We start from the raw sequence: 18,072 nt of genomic DNA on the forward strand, positions 1-18,072 counted from the left end.
ATAGGGGTGTAGCTCAGATGGCTAGAGCGTCGGTCTCCAAAACCGAAGGCCGCGGGTTCGATTCCTGCCACCCCTGCCAAGAAAAGTAGCAAAATATATTTGGTTAATTTTCTTGGCTTTGGATAGCTAGGGTCGATACACAGGTTTCGGCGTAGCGAAGTTTGGCCGCAGAAATGTATTTCGAGCTCAAACAAGCGTAGAAGGCGTAGCCGCTTTCCTGCCACCCCTGCAAAAGAACTTATGCTTAAAGAAGACTTCAAGATAAATTTTTGATATAATCCAAGAATGGAAATCAATCTTACAGTTCCGGCTCTACTTTTTCCTGCTTTAGCCATACTTATGCTCGGTTATGTAAATAGGTATGTGTCACTTGCAGGAGTTATACGAAGCTTTAAAAAAGATTACGATTCTAAATACATTCATACTAATCTTTTAGAACAACTAAAGATTTTAAAAAAACGAATTGAACTTTTGAAATATGTGCTACTGTCAGCTATGATCGCACTTATTCTCGCCTGTTTATCAATGTTTTTTATTTTTATAAACATGCAAGATGCCGGCAAGATTGTTCTTGGTTTATCGCTACTAGTAATGATAATGAGTATACTAATATCAATATCTGAAACTTCTCTATCGAATAAATCTTTGATTATAGAGATAGATGATATAGTTATGAAAGAAAAGAACAAAAGTTAGTAGTTTTAATCTGAGCCACTAAGCTCTGCCAATGCACTAATATTTAAAATACCAAGTAACCTAAGCAAGGATTAATATGACATATTTCTGGATTTACCCACTTCTATTCCTCAGCTCAATGGTTAACATTATCGTGCCGATAAGCGGTTCTGCGGTAGTAACTCCACTTTTGTCAGTTCCTTTTGGTGCAAAAGAAGCGATTGCACTAGCTTCGTTTTTATTCGTAATAACCGGACTTTTTAGAATCTTCCTTTTCCGGAAACATTTAAAAATTAACCACATTAAAAATATACTGCCCTTATCTATTATTGGTGCAGCAATTGGAGCACTTACATTTGTTAGGCTTGATAATCTTGCAATAACTTTGTTGATCATTGGGTTTTTATTAATCTTCTTAGTACGCAAAATACACAATATAAATAGGAAAGGGCCTTTGCCGGCTCCAAAAAAGATTACAGGGCATGCTGTAGGTTTTATTTCTGGTTTAGTTCAGGGTGCGGGCGTAACAGGTGGTGTTGACCTGCGTAATGGCTTTTTACTCTCGCACAACTTAACTCTGCAAGAATTGAATGGTACGACCGCAGTAGTTGGCACTACCAACTTTACAGTCGCAACACTTCTTCGACTTTATACCCATCAAATTAGCTTCCCTGACCTTACAAAAGTACTGTGGATTTTGCCACTCATGTTTGTCGCCATGTTGATTGGCAGAAAACTTACTTTTCATATTGGAGTTAAGCAACAAAATTATTTGGCTGTATTTATACTTGTCTTCGCAATTTTTATGATGCTAATTAGCTTGTTTAGGATTATATGAAAACTGCAGTTATTTTTGATATGGATGGTGTGCTTATTGATTCTGTTGGGATGAATTGGCAGTCATACAATGCTGTACTTAAAGCAGATTACAATGTTGTAGTTGAACCTAATGATATCCATAAATATGTAGGCCGCACTCTTAAAGATCAGCTGGCAATGTTAAATGCGGACTATAAAATCAATATTGATGGAGATTCTTTTACAGCAAAAACTAATGAAATAAAAAAAGAATTGCTTAAATCATTACAACCTATGCCAGGTGTAAAAGTACTCTTAGACGATTTAAGAAAGAATAATGTTCCTATGGCTGTCGGCACAAGTGCACCGCTTGAAGTAACAGAGGATAAACTAAGAACCACTGGACTACTGGAATATTTTGATGTAATAGTAACCTCAGACCATGTAAGCAAGCACAAGCCAGAGCCAGATGTCTATTTGGAGTGCGCCAAGCAGCTAGGTATTGAGCCTAAGTATTGCGTCGTTATCGAAGATGCGCCTGCAGGTATTGAATCTGCCCACGCAGCAAATATGAAGTGTCTGGCAATCATAACGCCTTATGTTGATCTGGAGCAGTTGCGCATTGCAGACCTGACAGTGGAGTCGCTGGAAACAGTAAATTCAGAAAATTTAGCTGCCTTAGTTAGATCTTAGTTACGCTATATGATTTAAGGCAATCTATCCTCTGCCACTAGGCCTTACCAGTATGCGCCTGACAAATACTAATTCATATATGTCATGCCGCGGCCTGTGCTGATACGCCAAAGATAAATTAATGTATAATAATGCTTATGAATGAAAAAACCTCCCAGCAGACCGGCCTAATTAGTGAAGATAGAATACTACAGGCAAAAATAACCTCACCTCTTGTTATAATTGCTAGTCTTCTTATGCTAGTAAGCTACTATTACGGCTTCGCTTACTCGAAAAGTCCCCTGCTGGTAATATCGACTTCAATTGTACTAATTATTTTTGCACTGACAAACTACATTCCCCAATTAAAATTCTCCAAAAACCATCTACCATACCTCATAATCTACCATCTTGCACTTGCGTTTGTGATGATTTTTATTATGCCAACAGTTGGATACTTTTTAGTACTGTGGGTACTACTTGGCTATCTTTCCTATTACTATTACCAGCTCAAAGGCCTCATTGTCAGCTTGCTATTTCTAGCGATTACCCTTGCTCTTGGAATGTTCATCCAGGGCAATGTTAATTTGCAAAACATAGTTATTTATATGCAGTGGCTTGTCCTCATAGGCGGCGTATCTCTAATTCTGAGCCGAATAATACTTGGGACCAAAGAAGTACGCAATGATTTGGCTCAAAAAACCACTCGTGCAGAATATGGGCACCAGAGGCTATTGGCACTAATAAATAGCATGACAGAAGCTGTGCTGTCGGTTGATCATAAGGGCGAAATTAACACCTATAACTCTGCTGCACTTGAATTACTCGACACCAACTCAGATATCACTGGTAGGAATATTTCTGATATTTTGAAGCTGAGTGACCCAGACCACGCCGATATAGACATACTTGATGTCGCCAACACCGTAAAATACATTCTTAAAAAATCAGATCTTTATTTAGAGCTTGGCTCGAAAAACAGAATTGCCCTAGAGATAAGCATCAGTAGAAGTTCTCAAAATACTCATGGCTCTGATAAAAATGGCTACATTTTTATAATTCGTGACATAACCCGGCAAAAAAAGATTGATGAAGAAAAAGATGATTTTATTTCAGTCGTGAGTCACGAGCTAAGAACTCCATTAGCAGTGGCCGAAGCCAACACGGCCATGGCCCAGCTAGCTGCTAAAAAGCCAACTCTTAAACCACAGCAAATATTAGAATCCCTGGATAAAGCTCATCGCCAAATTATGTTTCTATCAGAAATGGTAAATGATCTATCGACCCTATCTAAGGCCGATAGAAAAGATGAAGAAATGGCTATTGAGACATTTAGTATTGCAGATGTATTATCTGAACTAGAGCTAGCCTACAAGCCTTTGGCAGAAAAAAAGAAGCTAGGCTACACTACTAAAGTCGAAGACGGGCTGCCGAATATAACAACCTCAAGACTATATATTAAAGAAATACTCCAAAACCTCATCAGTAACGCCATAAAATACACTGAGACTGGATCAATAAATATTGCAGTCAAAAAAAATACTGATAAAAAAATAAGTATTGCCGTAAAAGACACAGGTCTTGGCATTTCTCTTGCCGACCAAGAAAATGTATTTGATAAGTTCTGGCGCTCAGAAGATGTCTTGACCCGTAGTACAGGAGGAACTGGTTTAGGGCTCTATATTGCGAGCCGTCTTGCAAAAAGAATAAATTCCCAGATAGAGCTCACCAGCAAAACAGGTTCTGGCTCAACATTCCAGTTAATTCTTGCTCCAGTGGCCAGCCAGGAAGTTGATACCTCTACTGTAGTAACTAACGAAGTAGACAACCTACTGTCGTAATTACGAAACTTTAATACCATAAATAACAGCCCTACCCTACTATTTAGCTGCTGTAATTACCTTCTAGGTTTTTTTACTAAAGGCCAAAGGGGCCAATATAATAAATAGGCTCGCCACTACCAAGCTAAAGGCTATAAACATCGCTCTAGGAATCGCCACGGTGGGCTGAGCTAGAAACGGCTGAACTACATAGATACCACCAACCAAAAAAAGTACTGCCGAAATAGATGCCAACCGTACTTTCTGACTATTACTTTTAACGCTACCAATTCTACTTAAAAATGCTATGGCTACTAGTATAAAGCTTAGGTACTGTAGTGCGGTGGCTGCCTGGTAGCCAAAGCTAAATTGATAGATAAGGCTCCAAGACCCAGTAGTAGACTGAGCCAGAGTCACTGGGTAGGCTAGGTTTTCGGTGATAGAAAAGTATGTACCAAGGCCGATAAACAGCAGGTCTATGGCAATCACGACAAAGCCTAGAGCCTTATTTTTTGGCAAGATCAGCCTTACGACTGCAAGCCACATAAAAAACAAAGCAACGAATTGTAAGATATCTGCCAATATAGTCGAGTAAGTCAGCAGCGTAGAATTATCAGAGATTAGGGGTGGGAATCCGTAGGCTATAAAGCAGAGGCTAAAAAAAACTCCTACCATACCAAAGTACAGATCAAGGGTGCTTTTATTTTTTTTATATAAATATATACCCCTCACCGCAATAAATAACATAAGCGGTAGGCCTAGGTACCAGTGAATGCCGTTGGTAGGAATATGCATTTGATATTATTATACCAATATTTTTGTGTATTCACTATTACCGCTTGTGCTATATTGGTAATATGAACAAAAATAAGCAAGCTAAATCATCAATTAATCAAAAAGATAAATACAGTACTCTTAGGTGGTTGATACTCGGCTTAGTTTTAGTCGCTGAATTTATAACCATCAAGAATGGCCTAATAGCATTGGTAGTCTATATTTTGCCCACTATTTTTATTTTTATGCACGGTAGTAGATTTCTAGGTCGAAAAAATATTATTATATTCTTTGTAACGATATTTATAATTAGTTACATAACTGAATATCTTGGCGTAAGTACCGGTAAGATATTCGGTGACTACTACTATAATTTACTTAACAATGGCCCTTTGGTGGGTGGAGTTCCGCCTCTTTTAATGCTTACATATTTTGCTATTACCTACTCTACCTATTGGGTGATTCGTATATTGCTCGGTGACTTTGGGGTGATTAAGGGCGTTAGAATTATATGGCTCAGTCTGCTTGGTGGCCTAATAGCCACACTGACAGACCTTGCGGCAGACCCAGTTAATTCAACTGTAAACCAAGTATATATATGGACAAGAGGCGGCATATTTTTTGGCGTCCCCTACCTTAATTTTCTAGGCTGGCTGGCAGAAATAAGTATATTTTTTGTAATAATATCTTGTATCTTTGCCTACCTAACTAAATCTCCAAAGCTAAAACGCAGCCCCAGCAAGAACTTTCAGCTTCAAGCAGTTACGCTGTTTGCTTTGCCTGCCATACCAATTATACTAAGACCCCTATGGGGCGAACAACCTGCCGATATTCGAGCTGCCATGTCGCTAATAGCACTCTTTGGGCTAGGTAGTATCATACTTGTTACAACAGCAAAAATTTACTGGGGTACAAAAAAAGCCTAATGAGGCTTATTTGTCGGGGATAATAACTGAAGCAATAATAAAGTAGATTATAAATCCGGGGATAATACCCGACATCACGATAACAATAAGTACGATTATCCTAAGTAAAGACTTGTCTAGGCTGAAATACTCGGCTATACCGCCTACTAAACCGAGTAGTTTTTTATCTTTTGATAATTTTAGATGTTTGTTTTGGGGTTTTTTCATAATTACTGGAGCCGACGGTGGGACTCGAACCCGCAACCTGCTGTTTACAAAACAGCTGCTCTGCCAATTGAGCTACGTCGGCATGGTGCCGGGTGAGGGATTCGAACCCCCGAAGGCATAAGCCAGCTGATTTACAGTCAGCCCCCGTTGACCGCTTGGGTAACCCGGCATATTTATATGGAGCCACCCGCGGGATTTGAACCCGCGACCCCTTCCTTACCATGGAAGTGCTCTACCCCTGAGCTAGGGTGGCTTATTTTTACTCTTTTACAGATATAAAAACAGATTATAGTCTAACAGCTTACTGGAGTTTCTTCAAGGCTGGGTTAGTACTTATTGCTTGTTTTGCCCTAATGTTATTTGGCTCCAGGCTTAATATGCCCTTAAACATCTGGTCGGCGAGCTTAGGCTTATTTTCATGAATATAACCCTCGGCGAGTAATAGCATGATAGGTATACTATCGGCCTCTATCTCTAATGCCCGCTCTAGTGTTTTAATCTGCTTATCATATACCCCTAGCACCCTATAGGTCCTAGCCAGTGCTACTAGCCTGGCCGGGGTCTCTTCCATGGATATCGATTTTTCTAGAGCTCGCGCTGAACGCTTGAAGCGTCTGCTCTTGAAAAGCATCATCGAGAGATTATAGTAGCTAGCTGAGTTAGGATAATTATCGGCAACTATTTGGAAGCACTCGATAGCATCTTCGACCTGGCCAAAGTGCGAATATATAAAGCCTAGTCGGCTGTAAGCTAGACTGTTTTTATGATCTACCTTTAAAACCTTCAGATAGGCCTTCTCAGCTGCTAAAAAGTTTTTTTCTGCATAGAACCTACCGGCTATCTCTAGCAAGCTCTCGAGCCTCGTATCGTGGCTAACTGGGAGTATAGCAAGACTATCCACCGCAGAATCTATTAGGCGAATACGGTACTTACTTAATAGCAAGAAAGTGAGTATAAATAGTAATATGAAAATTAATACTTCAAAAATCATTCAAACTCCATTGCCAAAGATTCTATAATAAACTTTGGGTTGCCATTATTGTACAGATGAGACTGTGCAAAAATCAAGCTATTAGATTGTTTTAGCCAAGCTGGGGATGGGCTGGATCTGTATAATTTGAGCGCAATAGCAGAAACCAGCGACCGCAAATCGGCCTTACCTTCTAGGCTAGCCGCTATAATTAGCCGGCCAACGGTATCAGTACTAATAAATTTATCGGCAATCTCGCTAATACTAGCTATAGACTTGTAGCCATCTTGACTAGCCGCTATTAGCTTGGCCGGGAACGGGCCAATAGCTTCAGCGGCCCAGATTGGTACCTCTAATGAGCTAAGAAGTGGTTCTATCTCTTTTGCGATCGGTGGGTAAAAAGATATTTTCTGTAGCCTAGAGAGAATTGTGCTAGGCAGGGCATCGGCCGAATCAGAGACAAAAATTATCAGGGTGGCAGCGGGTGGCTCTTCTACTAATAGAAGTAGCGAATTAGCAGCTTCTGGAGATAATAGCTCGGCATGATCTATGATCAATACTCGGTAATTAACATGCTCAGGCTTTGATTTATTTATAAAGTCACTAGCTGGCCTTACTTGATCGATAGATATTTTCTTATCATCAATCGGGGAGATCGTCATTATCCAACGAGCTAAGTCGCCTTGCGAGACATCTGGCCCTATTTTTTTTACAGCAAAATACTTTGCTGAAGATGTCTTGCCAAGGCCAGCAGGGCCGAGAAATAGGTAGCCATGCTTGGTGTCTAGCTCAGCCATGTCTAACTGTCTTGCTGTAGACTTGTTGAGTACCATGGCTGGCATTACAGGCCCTCGAGAAAGTTACTGAGATCACTGGGCATATCTGCAATAAAAGATGTCTTGGTGTCTTGGCCTGGGATAATTAGGCTGAGTTTCTGAGCATGCAAAAATTGCCTGGTTAGGCCAGCGGGCATGGACTTGCCTCCATAGAGCTTATCCCCTACCACAGAATGTCCCAAATGTGCTAGTTGGACTCTAATTTGATGGGTTCTGCCGGTGTGAATATCAAACTCCACATAGCTATACAGTGGGTACTCGCTAACTACTCGGTATTCAGAAATTGACATCTTACCTGTCGGATGTACGGCCATTATATTTGGCGATTTAGTAGATCTGCGGATTGGTAATTCTATTCTTGCACGAGGATGCTTGAGATGCCCCCATACTAAGCACATATACTGCTTGTCTACTTTTCGATTAGCAAATTGAGATTGTAAAAATTCTAGCGTATCAGCATCCTTGGCCATAATTACTACGCCGGAGGTATCCTTATCTAACCTATGAACTATACCTCCCCTGAGTTCATCATTGTTAGCCAGCTTAGCCGAAAATATCTTCTGAACAGAATTGCTCTGATCTAAAGCGTTCTTGGGGTGCATAGTTAAGCCAGCCGGTTTATTGATGACTATAACTTTGTCATCTTCGTATATAATCTCTATATCCCCTATACGGGGAGAGTTGTTTTTATTCTGCATGTAGCTATTATACGATCTTTTTCAGAGAATGTAGCTGATTTTGGGTTCCCATTACGACCAATTTATCACCTGGGTAGAGAACCTCTCTTCCAGTAGGGTGAACTTGGCTAGAACCATTGGCACCGTTGAGCGCTAGTACACTAATCCCCTCGGCGTGCTTTATGATATTTTCAAGCCGGTGCCCATTTGCTCCCGAGCTAGGCGGGATTGTTATCTCCTGGACCTGTAGGTCAGCGCTTTTATTGGTAGAGAGGATGTCTAGGATATCTACCACATGAGGCCTCATTAGCATTGTAGCCATGTGGAAACCGCCAATTTGGTTGGGCATTGCGACTCTATCTGCGCCAGCTCTGACTATTCTGGCGACATTTTCCCCACGATTAGCCCTAGCCACTATATATAAGCCGGGGTTGATCTGCCGAGCTGTTAATGAAACAAATAGGTTGCTGGAGTCATCGCCAAGCGAGGCCACTACCCCAATAGCCCGATCTATCTTGGCCTTATACAGATCCTTTTCTTTAGTGGGGTCGCCAACGAAGGCAGTATAGCCAAGGGCTATGGCCTCTTTAACTCGATCTTCATTTTTATCAATTGCTACAAAAGTTTGCTTTTCATTGGCCAGCTCTCTAGCTACCTGGCTACCCACTCTTCCTAGCCCACATACAATATAGTGATCTTTAATATTCATTAGTTTTGCCTTTACTTTACGGCGCTTTAATCCATCGCCTAGTCCTATAATATACTCGCCAAATAGCTTAAGCAAATATGCTAGTAACACCAAGCTGGCAAGAACCAATAATAAAACCGTTATTCTGGATGGCCATGAGTACATATCGAAGTTGTCATGATGAGTTAGGCTTACATATACTGATCTGTAAATAGCCTCTTGAAGGGTTATACGCTCGAAATATGACAGGCCCAAAGAGGCTAGAATTATAAATAATAAAACTACTAGCACTAATACTACTATTTGTTTGCGCCTCATATTACCATTATAAGACTTATGCTTTAATAAGTCATCGGCTTATTGAAGTAATTATTGCCTAAAGAAAAACACCCGCTATTCTTTGGCGGGTGTTTACGGTACTACCTCTTACTAAATTGAGGTGCTTTACGAGCTTTACGCAGACCAGGCTTCTTTCGTTCCTTCTTGCGTGGATCTCTCGTCAGAAAACCACTTTTCTTGAGGCTAGTTCTGAAATCCTCACTAATCTCGATAAGTGCGCGAGCAACCCCGAGTCGTATAGCATCGGATTGGCCTCTTAAGCCCCCTCCGACGACCTTAACCTCAATATCGTGGTCCTTATCTTTCGATACCAGCACAAGCGGTGCGATTATGTTATGGATGAAGGTCTCGTTGTCGGAAAAATACTGCTGTGCTGTTTTACCATTAATAGTAACTAAGCCCTTGCCCTTAAATACCTTAACAACTGCTACGGCCTGCTTTCGCCTACCAATAGCTCGGTAATAATGCTTTTTAGTTGTACTAGTTTGTTCTGCCATGTTAGGCCTCCAACTTAATTAATTCGGGTTTCTGTGCTTCGTGATTATGGTCGCCAGACTTATACACCTTAAGATTTTTTAGCATCTGGGTACGAAGCTTGTTTTTAGGGAGCATTCCGGCTACTGAGTGCTCTATCACTCTGCTTGGGTGCTTTTCTAGCATTTCTTTAAGGCTAGTTTCGGTTAGCCCACCAGGAAAGCCGCTATGGCGATAGTAGAACTTGTCTGTGAGCTTATTCCCCGTGACCTTGATCTTGGCGCAATTAGTAATAATAACTATATCGCCTGTGATGATATTCGGGCTGTAGCTTGGCTTCAATTTGCCCATAAGCATTTCTGCCACCTTAGTGCTCAAACGACCCAGAGTAAGCCCTGTGGCATCGATTTGGTACCACTTTTGGTCTACATCGGCTGGTTTGGCTGAAAATGTTTTCATTTGCTAGCTCCTTTTACTGCTGCTGGCTTAGCGCTAGGCTTAGCGCTAGGCTTAGGCTTAGGCTTAGGCTTAGGCTTAGTGTTACTCTTGGTTGTGACTGAACTGCTAGGTTTTTTCGGCTTTTCTAATACCTCTACTAATTTAGGGCTATAATCTTCATCTAGGATAAGCTCTATTACGGCCATGCTGGCGCCATCGCCTAGGCGCCTTCCTACCTTTACAACTCTAGTATAGCCACTGTTTCTACCCTGGAACCCTTTAACTAAGTCAGTGTTGAGCTTCTCGCCTGCAACTGGGTTTATAGTGGTTCTAAGGATCTGGCGATAGTTGTGCAAGTCTTGCTTTTTGGCTTTTGTAACCAACTTATCAAAAAGTCTGGCTAGCTCTTTAGCTTTAATTTCGGTGGTCTCTAGCTTTTCGTATAATATTAGAGAGTCGATTAAGCCGCGCATTAACGCTCGCCGTGGGGCGGCTGCTCTTGAGTGCTTCTTTCCGATGTAACTATGTCGATGCATTATATTCCTTTAATTGCCCTTTACTCGCCTACTGGCTCTTGGCCAACGCCAAGTTCATTTAGTTTCTCTATCACTTCTTCCTGTGCTTTTACTCCAAAGCCTTTAAGGTCCTTAAGATCTGATGGAGTGAACTCCATCAGATCCTTGATCGTCTTGATATCGTTATTGAGGAGTGCATTAGCAGTTCGTGGGCTGAAATTAACTTCATCTATTCCAATTTGAGCCATATCGGCTTCAGCACGCTCTACAGCCGTCATTATTCCGCCGCTTCCAACTGAGACTACATCATGACCTGCAAGGACTTGGAAGTGGCCAACAAGGACCTCTGCAGCTTGCATAACTGCTTCCTTGGGGGTAATAGTGCCGTCAGTTTCGACTTCAAGGATTAATTTGTCTAGATTAGTCATCTGACCTACTCGAGTATTTTCAACATTATAGCGCACCCGCCTGATAGGAGTATATATTGCGTCAATCGCGATCATCCCGACTGGGAGTTTTTCGGCATTTCTGCTCTCCACGGTAACATAGCCTCGTCCTTGTTCTACCTTAAGTTCCATTTCTAGCTTGGCCTTGGCGTTATCTAGATGAGCGATGACTAGATCTGGATTAGTCACTTCGACATCATTATTGACCTTGATATCGCCAGCCTTGACGATCCCACCAGACTTTTTGAGGGTAAGCATAACTGGCTCTTCATTAGGATTTTTAAATCTGACCTGCTTTAAGTTTAGGATTATCTCAATCATGTCCTCACGAACGCCCGAAATAGTGGAGAATTCATGGCTAGCGCCTTCGATTTTGACTGCTGTAACAGCGCTCCCGGCTAGGCTCGAGAGTAATACTCGGCGTATTGAGTTGCCTAGAGTCATGCCATAGCCTGGGTAGAGCGGTTCTAATGCAAACTCGGCTGAATTTAGGGCTGTTTTGTCTTCTTTAAGTTCTGGTAGGTTGATATCGTATAACATAGCTCTCCTTATTTATCGTGAATAATATTCGATTATTAATTGCTCTTGGATCTCTTGGTCTTGTTCCTCTCGCAGCGGCATCCCTATGACTTTGGCGCTGAACTTCTTCGGTTCGAAGCTGAGCCAGCTAGGCAAAGTCTGGTTAGGATCAATACTGTCTTTGAGGGCAACAAAATAAGTGGTCTTGAGGCTGGCATCACGGATTGTGATCTCATCGGAGGGTGAAACCATTATGGAAGGAATGTCTACTCGCTTGCCATTTAACAAAACATGGCCATGGCTAACAATTTGGCGGGCGGCAGGCCTAGATGGGGCAACCCCGAGTCTGTAAATGACATTGTCCAGGCGTCTTTCTAGTAATTGAAGTAGGTTTTCACCTGTAACCCCTGGCATCTTCTCGGCCTTGCCGATATAGCGCCTAAACTGCTTCTCTAAGATTCCGTAGAATCGCTTAACTTTTTGTTTCTCCCTGAGCTGTAGTGAATAATCGCTTGGCTTGGGTCTTCTGGATTGACCATGCTGGCCAGGACCATAGTTACGCCGTGTAAGGGCCTTGACTGCCTTGGGATGAGTATGGGCGCCTTCTCGTCGAGCTATTTTAACAGCTGGGGTTAGATTTCGTGCCATACTATACTCTCCTGGCCTTTCGGGGTCTACAGCCATTATGCGGGATACCAGTATCGTCCTTTATAGACGATACGCTTATTCCAGAACCCTGCAGAGCTCGTATAGCTGACTCTCGGCCACTGCCAATTCCCTTAATAATTACATCAACACTACTCATGCCAAAATCCTTACATGCTCCCACGGCTTTCTCGGCGGCTATCTGGGCTGCATAAGGAGTACTTTTACGAGAGCCCTTGAAGCCAGCAGAACCAGATGAACCCCAGCTAACAACTGCACCTTTTTCATCAGAGATGGTTATTATGGTGTTATTAAAGCTAGAGTGGATATGCACCACACCCTTAGGTATGTTGCGCTTCTGCTTCTTTTTTCTAGTTTTAGTTACTGGTTTGCTCATTATTTACATCCCTTTAAGTTTTAGCTGCTGATTTTTTTCTACCGCTTCCGACAGTTACTTTTCTACCTCGCTTGGTTCGGGCATTAGTTTTAGTGCGCTGTCCTCTAGAGGGCAGGCCGGCGCTATGCCTGAGGCCTCGATAGGCTTTGATTTCCTTGAGTCTTTTGATATTTCCGGTAACCACGCGTGATAGGTCGGCTTCTACTGTGAGGTTCTTATCGATATACTCGCGTATTTTGGTCTGGTCGGCCTCAGTCATATCTTTTACTCTGACATTGGGATCGATATTAAGATCAGCCAGCATCTTCTGGCTAGTCTTAAGTCCTATTCCGTAGACATATGTCAAAGCCACTTCTAATCTCTTTTCCGATGGTATATTTGTACCTGCTATACGCGCCATGGCTAACCTTGCCTCTGCTTATGCTTAGGGTTCTCACAAATTACTCGTACTACTCCTTTGCGAACGACGACTTTGCATTTGGCACATATTTTCTTAACTCCGGCTCTAACTTTCAAGACATTCTCCTATTTATGACGAAAAGTAATTCGCCCTTTTGATAAATCATATGGTGTCATTTCGATAGTCACCTTATCACCTGGCAAAATCTTAATGTAATGCATGCGCATTTTGCCAGAAATATGTGCCAAAATTACATGCCCATTTTCAAGTTCTACTTTGAAATGAGCATTAGGGAGCGCCTCGATGACGCTACCCTCAACTTCGATTACTTCCTTTGTGTTTGCCATAGATTAAAGTTACAAGATGTAATTATAGAGGAGATCAGCCCATCTGTAAAGCCTTTTATAGGATAAGTTAGAAATTGCAGTGTACCCTTAACTTTAATTAAGTCTAATACTTATCATAACTTGCCATCAAGGCCAGAGACTTGGCCTGCTTGACGGTTTCTATGATGACAGCCACGATGATGAGAAGGCTTGTACCGCCTATTGTAATGGCATCTGAGGTCTTAAATAGGCTCTGCATGATAAATGGCAGTATCGCCACAAACCCAAGGCCCAGAGAGCCCGTAAAGGTGATGCGCGTTATGATTGTCTTAAGGTACTTAGATGTTTCCTCGCCGGGCCTTACGCCTGGTATAAAGCCACCCTGCTTCTGAAGATTCTCGGCAATTTCATCGGGCTTAAATATTATAGCTGTATAGAAATAGGTAAAGGCTACGACCAAGACAAAGTATGTGGCAGAGTACACAAAGCTACTGGGGGAGAATATCTTTGTAATATTCTGGGCGAGGGAAGCTAACCATTGAGAGCTTGCATTGGTAAATAGCTGGCCTACAAATGTCGGGATTGATAAAAATGCTAAAGCGAATATGATTGGTATCACGCCAGCCGTAATAACTCTTAGCGGAAGATGAGTATCGACTCCTCGGTAGGCTTGGGCATTAGACATTCTTCGGGCGTAGGAGATTGGTATATTGCGCTGGCCTTCATTGAGATAGACTATAAACACCACGGTGGCGATAGCCACTAAGCCAATCATCACTGTACTAAATATTTTTCCTGGATCTGTCTGCACCAGCGCTGTCTGAGTAGCTAGGGTTGCCGGCAAACCAGAAACGATACCAAAGAGTATTATCATAGATATTCCGTTACCAATACCGCGCTCAGTTATTATTTCTCCGAGCCACATCAGTATCATTGAGCCTGCCACTATTGTAGATACCATCAGCACCCACTGGGATGCAGTTGGATTACCGATGAGGTCTATACCTGTGGATTGGGTTGATAAATTACGAACTAAAAATATCATTGCCACACCTTGAACGATGGCTAATGGTAAGGTCAGTAGCCTAGTGTAATGATTGATTTTATTACGCCCAGCCTCCCCCTCCTTAGAAAGTGCTTCTAGCTTGGGAACAACCTGAGTTAGCAATTGAATAATTATTGAGGCATTAATATAAGGCCCTAAGCCCATAAGGAGAATAGAGAACCTAGATAGAGCCCCACCGGAAAATAGGTTGACAAACCCTAGTAGTGAATTAGACTGGAATATTCGAGTCAGAAAGGATTGCAACTTAACGCTGTCGGGCACTGGTACGGGTAACTGGGAGAGCAAACTATAAACAACCATAATAGCAAGGACAACAAGCACGCGATTACGCAAAGCCGGGTTCTTGTAAAGCTGTCTTAAAGTTTCTTTATTCATCAACCCCCTCCTTTTAACTATTTATTGAACTCTTTTTTCCTTTTGGTAATCATTTTGGGTTTAGCGGTTAGTATTACCTTGCCGCCTGCTGACTCGATAGCACTAATGGCTGAAGCTGAGGCCTTCTCAACACTTATCGTTGTGGCTATCTTAATTGTACCATTGCCTAATAGCTTTACGGGCGAGTTAACTCTCCTAATTAGCCCGGCTGACCTAAGTATGTTTGCATCAACTACCTTTTTACCAAGATTCTGGATGTCCGATAAGTTAACCACCTGAAACTCTATTCTGTTTAAGGGCGTAAAGCCTCGCGCTTTAGGTAGCCTCTGAGCTAATTTAGTCTGCCCGCCTTCAAAGCCTGGCTTGAATTTACTACCAGCTCTGGCGTTTTGGCCTTTTGTGCCACGGCCCGCTGTCTTGCCTTGCCCGCCGCTAATGCCTCGGCCTAATCGCTTGATAGATTTATCTTTGGTGGTTTTAAGTTCGTGAACTTTCATTATTTAGACTCCTTAGCTAGTCGCACCTTTGCTTTTAGCTGAGATAAGGCCTCGACTGTTGCATACGAATTATTGATCTTATTAGTGGAGCCTAGGGACTTTGTGAGTACATCCTTTATGCCTGCTGCTTCTAGTACGGCCCTTACTGCGCCTCCTGCAATTACTCCAGTTCCTGGGTGGGCTGGCTTTAATAGTACCACTGCGCCGCCAAATGTAACCTGAACTTCATGCGGAATAGTTGCTCCGTCTAGTTCAAAATCGATCATGTCTTTCTTGGCTCTAGCCACGGCCTTCATAATTGATGTTGGGGCGTCAGTACCTTTACCTACACCAACCCCGACACGGCCTTTGTTATTACCAACTACTGCAGTGGCTCTAAACCTAAAGCGGCGTCCGCCTTTTACTACTCTAGTAACTCTATCCAGGGCGATAATTCGCTCATCAAATTCAGGTACTTCTTGCTTGCCCATTCGGTTATTAAAATTATTATTCATCTAGAACTCCAATCCTTCTTTTCTTGCAGACTCGGCAAATGTCTTAACTCTGCCATGGTATATTTTACCGCCGCGGTCAAACACCACCGACTTTATTTTTGACTTGATACCAAGAATTGCTATCTGCTGGCCTAGCCATTCAGCCTTCTGATTCATACTCTTAGATGCTATGTCTTTATTAGATTCTGTAGATAGTGACGCCAGTGTCTTAGATGAGACATCATCGATCAGCTGAGCCCTCATGTGTTTTAGCGACACAGCCAAACAAAGCCTAGGGCGTTCTGCTGTACCGGATATCTTAGCCCGAACTCTGCGAGTTGCTTTAATATTTTTCATTCTGAACCTCCCTTAGCGGCAGTCTTTCCGGCTTTTCGCCTAACATGCTCGTTAATATACCTTATGCCTTTGCCCTTATAGGGCTCGGGCTTTTTGAATATTCTAATATTTGCTGCTGCTGCACCAACCTGTTGTTTGTCGTAACCAGCAACTGTTATTATATTTTGGTTTACAGTAACTGTAACGCCTTCTGGTGCAGTAAATATCACCGGATGCGAGAACCCAAGGCTCATTTCGAGATCTTTTCCATTCATCTTGGCTCTATAGCCTACTCCATTGATTTCTAGCTCCTTCGTGAAGCCCTCGGATACTCCAATTATCATATTGGCAATTAGAGTTCGCTGCAGTCCGAATTGCTTTTGAGTATCGGCGTTAATCTCTTTTTGAGTAACGATGATTTTATCGTCCTTGATTTCCACGGCCAGACCTTTGAGTATCTTGGTGGATAGTTCTCCCTTCGGGCCCTTAATGCTAACTAACTTAGCATCGACACTAACATCTACTCCGCTAACCATATCTATGGGCTGCTTACCTATTCTACTCATCTTAGTAGACCTTACAGATTAATTCGCCGCCAATGCCTTTTTTGCGGGCATCTCTACCAGTCATTATACCCACTGGTGTAGAAACAATTACTATTCCTCGGCCAGTTCTGACTACCGGGATCTCTGAGGCTTTTGCATAAATGCGTCTACCTGGTTTGCTAACTCGAACGAGGCTCTCGGGCTGGGTTGGGCCATTTAGCTCGATACTTAGTTGCTTGAAGCCCCCTTGGCTTATAACTGAAACTTTACCGATGTAGCCATTGCCCTTAAGTATGCCTGCAATTGCTGCTTTGAGTTTAGAATGAGGAATAATTACCTCTTGTTTATTGGACATGATTCCATTTCGTATTCTGGTAAGCATGTCTGCGATTGGGTCTGTTGTCATCATAATATAATCTCCTACCAACTCGACTTAGTTATACCTGGAATTTGCCCCTTAGAGGCATACTCTCGGAAGGTTAATCTGCTCAGCCCAAATTTGCGAATATACCCTCGCGATCGGCCAGTAATTTCACAGCGATTGCGCTGACGGATAGGGTTAGAGTTTCGTGGTAACTTAGCCAACCCGTCTAGGTCTCCATCCGCCCGTAGTTGAGCGCGCTTATCAGCAAATTTAATTGCTAGTTTCTCTCTTTTTAATTCTCTCTGGATCAGTGCTTTTCGGGCCATTATTTCGCTCCTTTCTCGAACGGCATGCCAAACTTTTCAAGCAATGCTCTACTTGCCTTAACATTATTTCCGCTAATTACTATTGTTATCTGAAGGCCGTGTATGGACGAGGCATCCTCATAGGCTATCTCTGGGAACACAGTCTGATCATTGATACCGATACTATAGTTACCGCTACTATCAAAGGCCTTGGCACTAACACCGTGGAAGTCCCTGGTGCGCGGTAAAACTACAGCAATAAGTCTATCTAGGAAGCTATACATCCGCTCTCCCCTTAGGGTAACCTTGGCGCCAATTAGCATCCCCTCTCTTAGCTTAAAACTGGCAATACTGTGTTGGGCCTTAGTAATTAAAGGCTTTTGGCCAGTTATCTTGGCTAAAGTAGCGACCACCATATCTAATTGCTTAGAATCAGCGACTGCCTTACCGACGCCACTATTAATTACAATTTTCTGTAATTTAGGGATCTCATGGACATTCGCTATTTTTAGATCGCTCATGAGCTCAGTTATTACTGTTTTATTGTATTTGGTCTGTAATCTATTCAT

Annotated in this window: 28 protein-coding genes and 4 tRNA genes; 6 read left to right on the plus strand and 26 right to left on the minus strand. The window is 42.4% G+C overall.

Going from position 1 to position 18,072, the window contains the following annotated elements; translation table 11 throughout:
- The first annotated feature begins 2 nt into the window (after window positions 1-2).
- The 5 genes from NT111_01245 to NT111_01265 all read left to right on the plus strand — a co-directional run bounded on the left by NT111_01245 (window position 3) and on the right by NT111_01265 (window position 3,986).
- A tRNA-Trp gene (locus tag NT111_01245) sits at window positions 3-79 on the plus strand.
- Between the two features lie 206 nt (window positions 80-285).
- Window positions 286-696 (plus strand): DUF2721 domain-containing protein, encoded by a 411-nt coding sequence (locus tag NT111_01250; GenBank protein ID MCX6804629.1) that lies wholly within the window; start codon window positions 286-288, stop codon window positions 694-696.
- Window positions 697-772: 76 nt separating this feature from the next.
- Window positions 773-1,513 carry a sulfite exporter TauE/SafE family protein gene (locus NT111_01255; protein ID MCX6804630.1) on the plus strand — a complete coding sequence of 247 codons (741 nt, stop codon included), beginning with the start codon at window positions 773-775 and terminating at the stop codon, window positions 1,511-1,513.
- On the plus strand, window positions 1,510-2,166 hold the full coding sequence (locus NT111_01260; GenBank protein ID MCX6804631.1) for an HAD family phosphatase: 657 nt from the start codon (window positions 1,510-1,512) through the stop codon (window positions 2,164-2,166). The genes NT111_01255 and NT111_01260 overlap by 4 nt, the downstream gene beginning before the upstream one ends.
- A 137-nt stretch (window positions 2,167-2,303) precedes the next feature.
- A complete protein-coding gene (locus NT111_01265) occupies window positions 2,304-3,986 on the plus strand; it encodes an ATP-binding protein (protein ID MCX6804632.1) in 1,683 nt (560 codons plus the stop codon).
- Between the two features lie 63 nt (window positions 3,987-4,049).
- Here NT111_01265 and NT111_01270 read toward each other — a convergent pair whose 3' ends face one another.
- Complete coding sequence (locus tag NT111_01270) at window positions 4,050-4,760, minus strand: hypothetical protein (protein ID MCX6804633.1); 711 nt, start codon at window positions 4,758-4,760, stop codon at window positions 4,050-4,052.
- Window positions 4,761-4,822: 62 nt separating this feature from the next.
- Here NT111_01270 and NT111_01275 point away from each other — a divergent pair, with 62 nt between their 5' ends.
- On the plus strand, window positions 4,823-5,665 hold the full coding sequence (locus NT111_01275) for a carotenoid biosynthesis protein (protein MCX6804634.1): 843 nt from the start codon (window positions 4,823-4,825) through the stop codon (window positions 5,663-5,665).
- 6 nt (window positions 5,666-5,671) lie between these two features.
- Here NT111_01275 and NT111_01280 read toward each other — a convergent pair whose 3' ends face one another.
- The 25 genes from NT111_01280 to rplE all read right to left on the minus strand — a co-directional run bounded on the left by NT111_01280 (window position 5,672) and on the right by rplE (window position 18,072).
- Complete coding sequence (locus tag NT111_01280) at window positions 5,672-5,872, minus strand: PspC domain-containing protein (GenBank protein ID MCX6804635.1); 201 nt, start codon at window positions 5,870-5,872, stop codon at window positions 5,672-5,674.
- 6 nt (window positions 5,873-5,878) lie between these two features.
- Window positions 5,879-5,954, minus strand: a tRNA-Thr gene (locus NT111_01285).
- Between the two features lies 1 nt (window position 5,955).
- A tRNA-Tyr gene (locus tag NT111_01290) sits at window positions 5,956-6,041 on the minus strand.
- Window positions 6,042-6,050: 9 nt separating this feature from the next.
- Window positions 6,051-6,125: transfer RNA gene (locus NT111_01295), tRNA-Thr, on the minus strand.
- 48 nt (window positions 6,126-6,173) lie between these two features.
- Complete coding sequence (locus NT111_01300) at window positions 6,174-6,863, minus strand: tetratricopeptide repeat protein (protein MCX6804636.1); 690 nt, start codon at window positions 6,861-6,863, stop codon at window positions 6,174-6,176.
- A complete protein-coding gene (locus tag NT111_01305; GenBank protein MCX6804637.1) occupies window positions 6,860-7,675 on the minus strand; it encodes an AAA family ATPase in 816 nt (271 codons plus the stop codon). The genes NT111_01300 and NT111_01305 overlap by 4 nt, the downstream gene beginning before the upstream one ends.
- Before the next feature lie 8 nt (window positions 7,676-7,683).
- The gene (locus NT111_01310; GenBank protein ID MCX6804638.1) at window positions 7,684-8,376 is read right to left on the minus strand and encodes an RNA pseudouridine synthase; all 693 of its coding nucleotides are present in this window, start codon (window positions 8,374-8,376) and stop codon (window positions 7,684-7,686) included.
- Between the two features lie 7 nt (window positions 8,377-8,383).
- Window positions 8,384-9,361, minus strand: a complete 978-nt coding sequence (locus NT111_01315) for an NAD-binding protein (GenBank protein ID MCX6804639.1) — start codon at window positions 9,359-9,361, stop codon at window positions 8,384-8,386.
- A 101-nt stretch (window positions 9,362-9,462) separates the two neighbouring features.
- Window positions 9,463-9,879: a 30S ribosomal protein S9 gene (rpsI, locus tag NT111_01320; GenBank protein MCX6804640.1), complete on the minus strand. Its 417-nt coding sequence runs from the start codon at window positions 9,877-9,879 to the stop codon at window positions 9,463-9,465.
- Window position 9,880: 1 nt separating this feature from the next.
- Window positions 9,881-10,315 carry a 50S ribosomal protein L13 gene (gene rplM / locus NT111_01325; protein MCX6804641.1) on the minus strand — a complete coding sequence of 145 codons (435 nt, stop codon included), beginning with the start codon at window positions 10,313-10,315 and terminating at the stop codon, window positions 9,881-9,883.
- Window positions 10,312-10,830, minus strand: a complete 519-nt coding sequence (gene rplQ, locus NT111_01330; GenBank protein MCX6804642.1) for a 50S ribosomal protein L17 — start codon at window positions 10,828-10,830, stop codon at window positions 10,312-10,314. Before rplQ ends, rplM begins: the two co-directional genes overlap by 4 nt.
- Window positions 10,831-10,850: 20 nt before the next feature.
- On the minus strand, window positions 10,851-11,795 hold the full coding sequence (locus NT111_01335) for a DNA-directed RNA polymerase subunit alpha (GenBank protein ID MCX6804643.1): 945 nt from the start codon (window positions 11,793-11,795) through the stop codon (window positions 10,851-10,853).
- 12 nt (window positions 11,796-11,807) lie between these two features.
- A complete protein-coding gene (gene rpsD, locus NT111_01340; protein MCX6804644.1) occupies window positions 11,808-12,422 on the minus strand; it encodes a 30S ribosomal protein S4 in 615 nt (204 codons plus the stop codon).
- Window position 12,423: 1 nt separating this feature from the next.
- Entirely contained in the window at window positions 12,424-12,816 is a 393-nt protein-coding gene (gene rpsK, locus NT111_01345) for a 30S ribosomal protein S11 (GenBank protein ID MCX6804645.1), read from the minus strand.
- A gap of 13 nt (window positions 12,817-12,829) precedes the next feature.
- Complete coding sequence (rpsM, locus tag NT111_01350) at window positions 12,830-13,216, minus strand: 30S ribosomal protein S13 (protein ID MCX6804646.1); 387 nt, start codon at window positions 13,214-13,216, stop codon at window positions 12,830-12,832.
- A gap of 2 nt (window positions 13,217-13,218) precedes the next feature.
- The gene (rpmJ, locus tag NT111_01355) at window positions 13,219-13,332 is read right to left on the minus strand and encodes a 50S ribosomal protein L36 (GenBank protein MCX6804647.1); all 114 of its coding nucleotides are present in this window, start codon (window positions 13,330-13,332) and stop codon (window positions 13,219-13,221) included.
- Between the two features lie 9 nt (window positions 13,333-13,341).
- Window positions 13,342-13,563, minus strand: coding sequence for a translation initiation factor IF-1 (infA, locus tag NT111_01360; GenBank protein MCX6804648.1), 222 nt, complete (start codon window positions 13,561-13,563; stop codon window positions 13,342-13,344).
- Window positions 13,564-13,666: 103 nt separating this feature from the next.
- Window positions 13,667-14,983, minus strand: a complete 1,317-nt coding sequence (gene secY / locus NT111_01365; GenBank protein MCX6804649.1) for a preprotein translocase subunit SecY — start codon at window positions 14,981-14,983, stop codon at window positions 13,667-13,669.
- 17 nt (window positions 14,984-15,000) lie between these two features.
- Window positions 15,001-15,480, minus strand: coding sequence for a 50S ribosomal protein L15 (rplO, locus tag NT111_01370; GenBank protein ID MCX6804650.1), 480 nt, complete (start codon window positions 15,478-15,480; stop codon window positions 15,001-15,003).
- Entirely contained in the window at window positions 15,480-15,974 is a 495-nt protein-coding gene (gene rpsE, locus NT111_01375) for a 30S ribosomal protein S5 (GenBank protein MCX6804651.1), read from the minus strand. The genes rplO and rpsE overlap by 1 nt, the downstream gene beginning before the upstream one ends.
- Window positions 15,975-16,310, minus strand: a complete 336-nt coding sequence (gene rplR / locus NT111_01380) for a 50S ribosomal protein L18 (GenBank protein ID MCX6804652.1) — start codon at window positions 16,308-16,310, stop codon at window positions 15,975-15,977. It abuts the gene before it with no gap.
- On the minus strand, window positions 16,307-16,855 hold the full coding sequence (gene rplF, locus NT111_01385) for a 50S ribosomal protein L6 (GenBank protein ID MCX6804653.1): 549 nt from the start codon (window positions 16,853-16,855) through the stop codon (window positions 16,307-16,309). The genes rplR and rplF overlap by 4 nt, the downstream gene beginning before the upstream one ends.
- A 1-nt stretch (window position 16,856) precedes the next feature.
- Window positions 16,857-17,243 (minus strand): 30S ribosomal protein S8, encoded by a 387-nt coding sequence (rpsH, locus tag NT111_01390; GenBank protein ID MCX6804654.1) that lies wholly within the window; start codon window positions 17,241-17,243, stop codon window positions 16,857-16,859.
- Between the two features lie 11 nt (window positions 17,244-17,254).
- Window positions 17,255-17,524, minus strand: a complete 270-nt coding sequence (gene rpsN, locus NT111_01395; GenBank protein MCX6804655.1) for a 30S ribosomal protein S14 — start codon at window positions 17,522-17,524, stop codon at window positions 17,255-17,257.
- The gene (gene rplE / locus NT111_01400; protein ID MCX6804656.1) at window positions 17,524-18,072 is read right to left on the minus strand and encodes a 50S ribosomal protein L5; all 549 of its coding nucleotides are present in this window, start codon (window positions 18,070-18,072) and stop codon (window positions 17,524-17,526) included. Before rplE ends, rpsN begins: the two co-directional genes overlap by 1 nt.

It is taken from the genome of Patescibacteria group bacterium, from assembly GCA_026397045.1.
GTDB lineage: Bacteria > Patescibacteriota > Saccharimonadia > CAILAD01 > BJGX01 > JAPLVO01.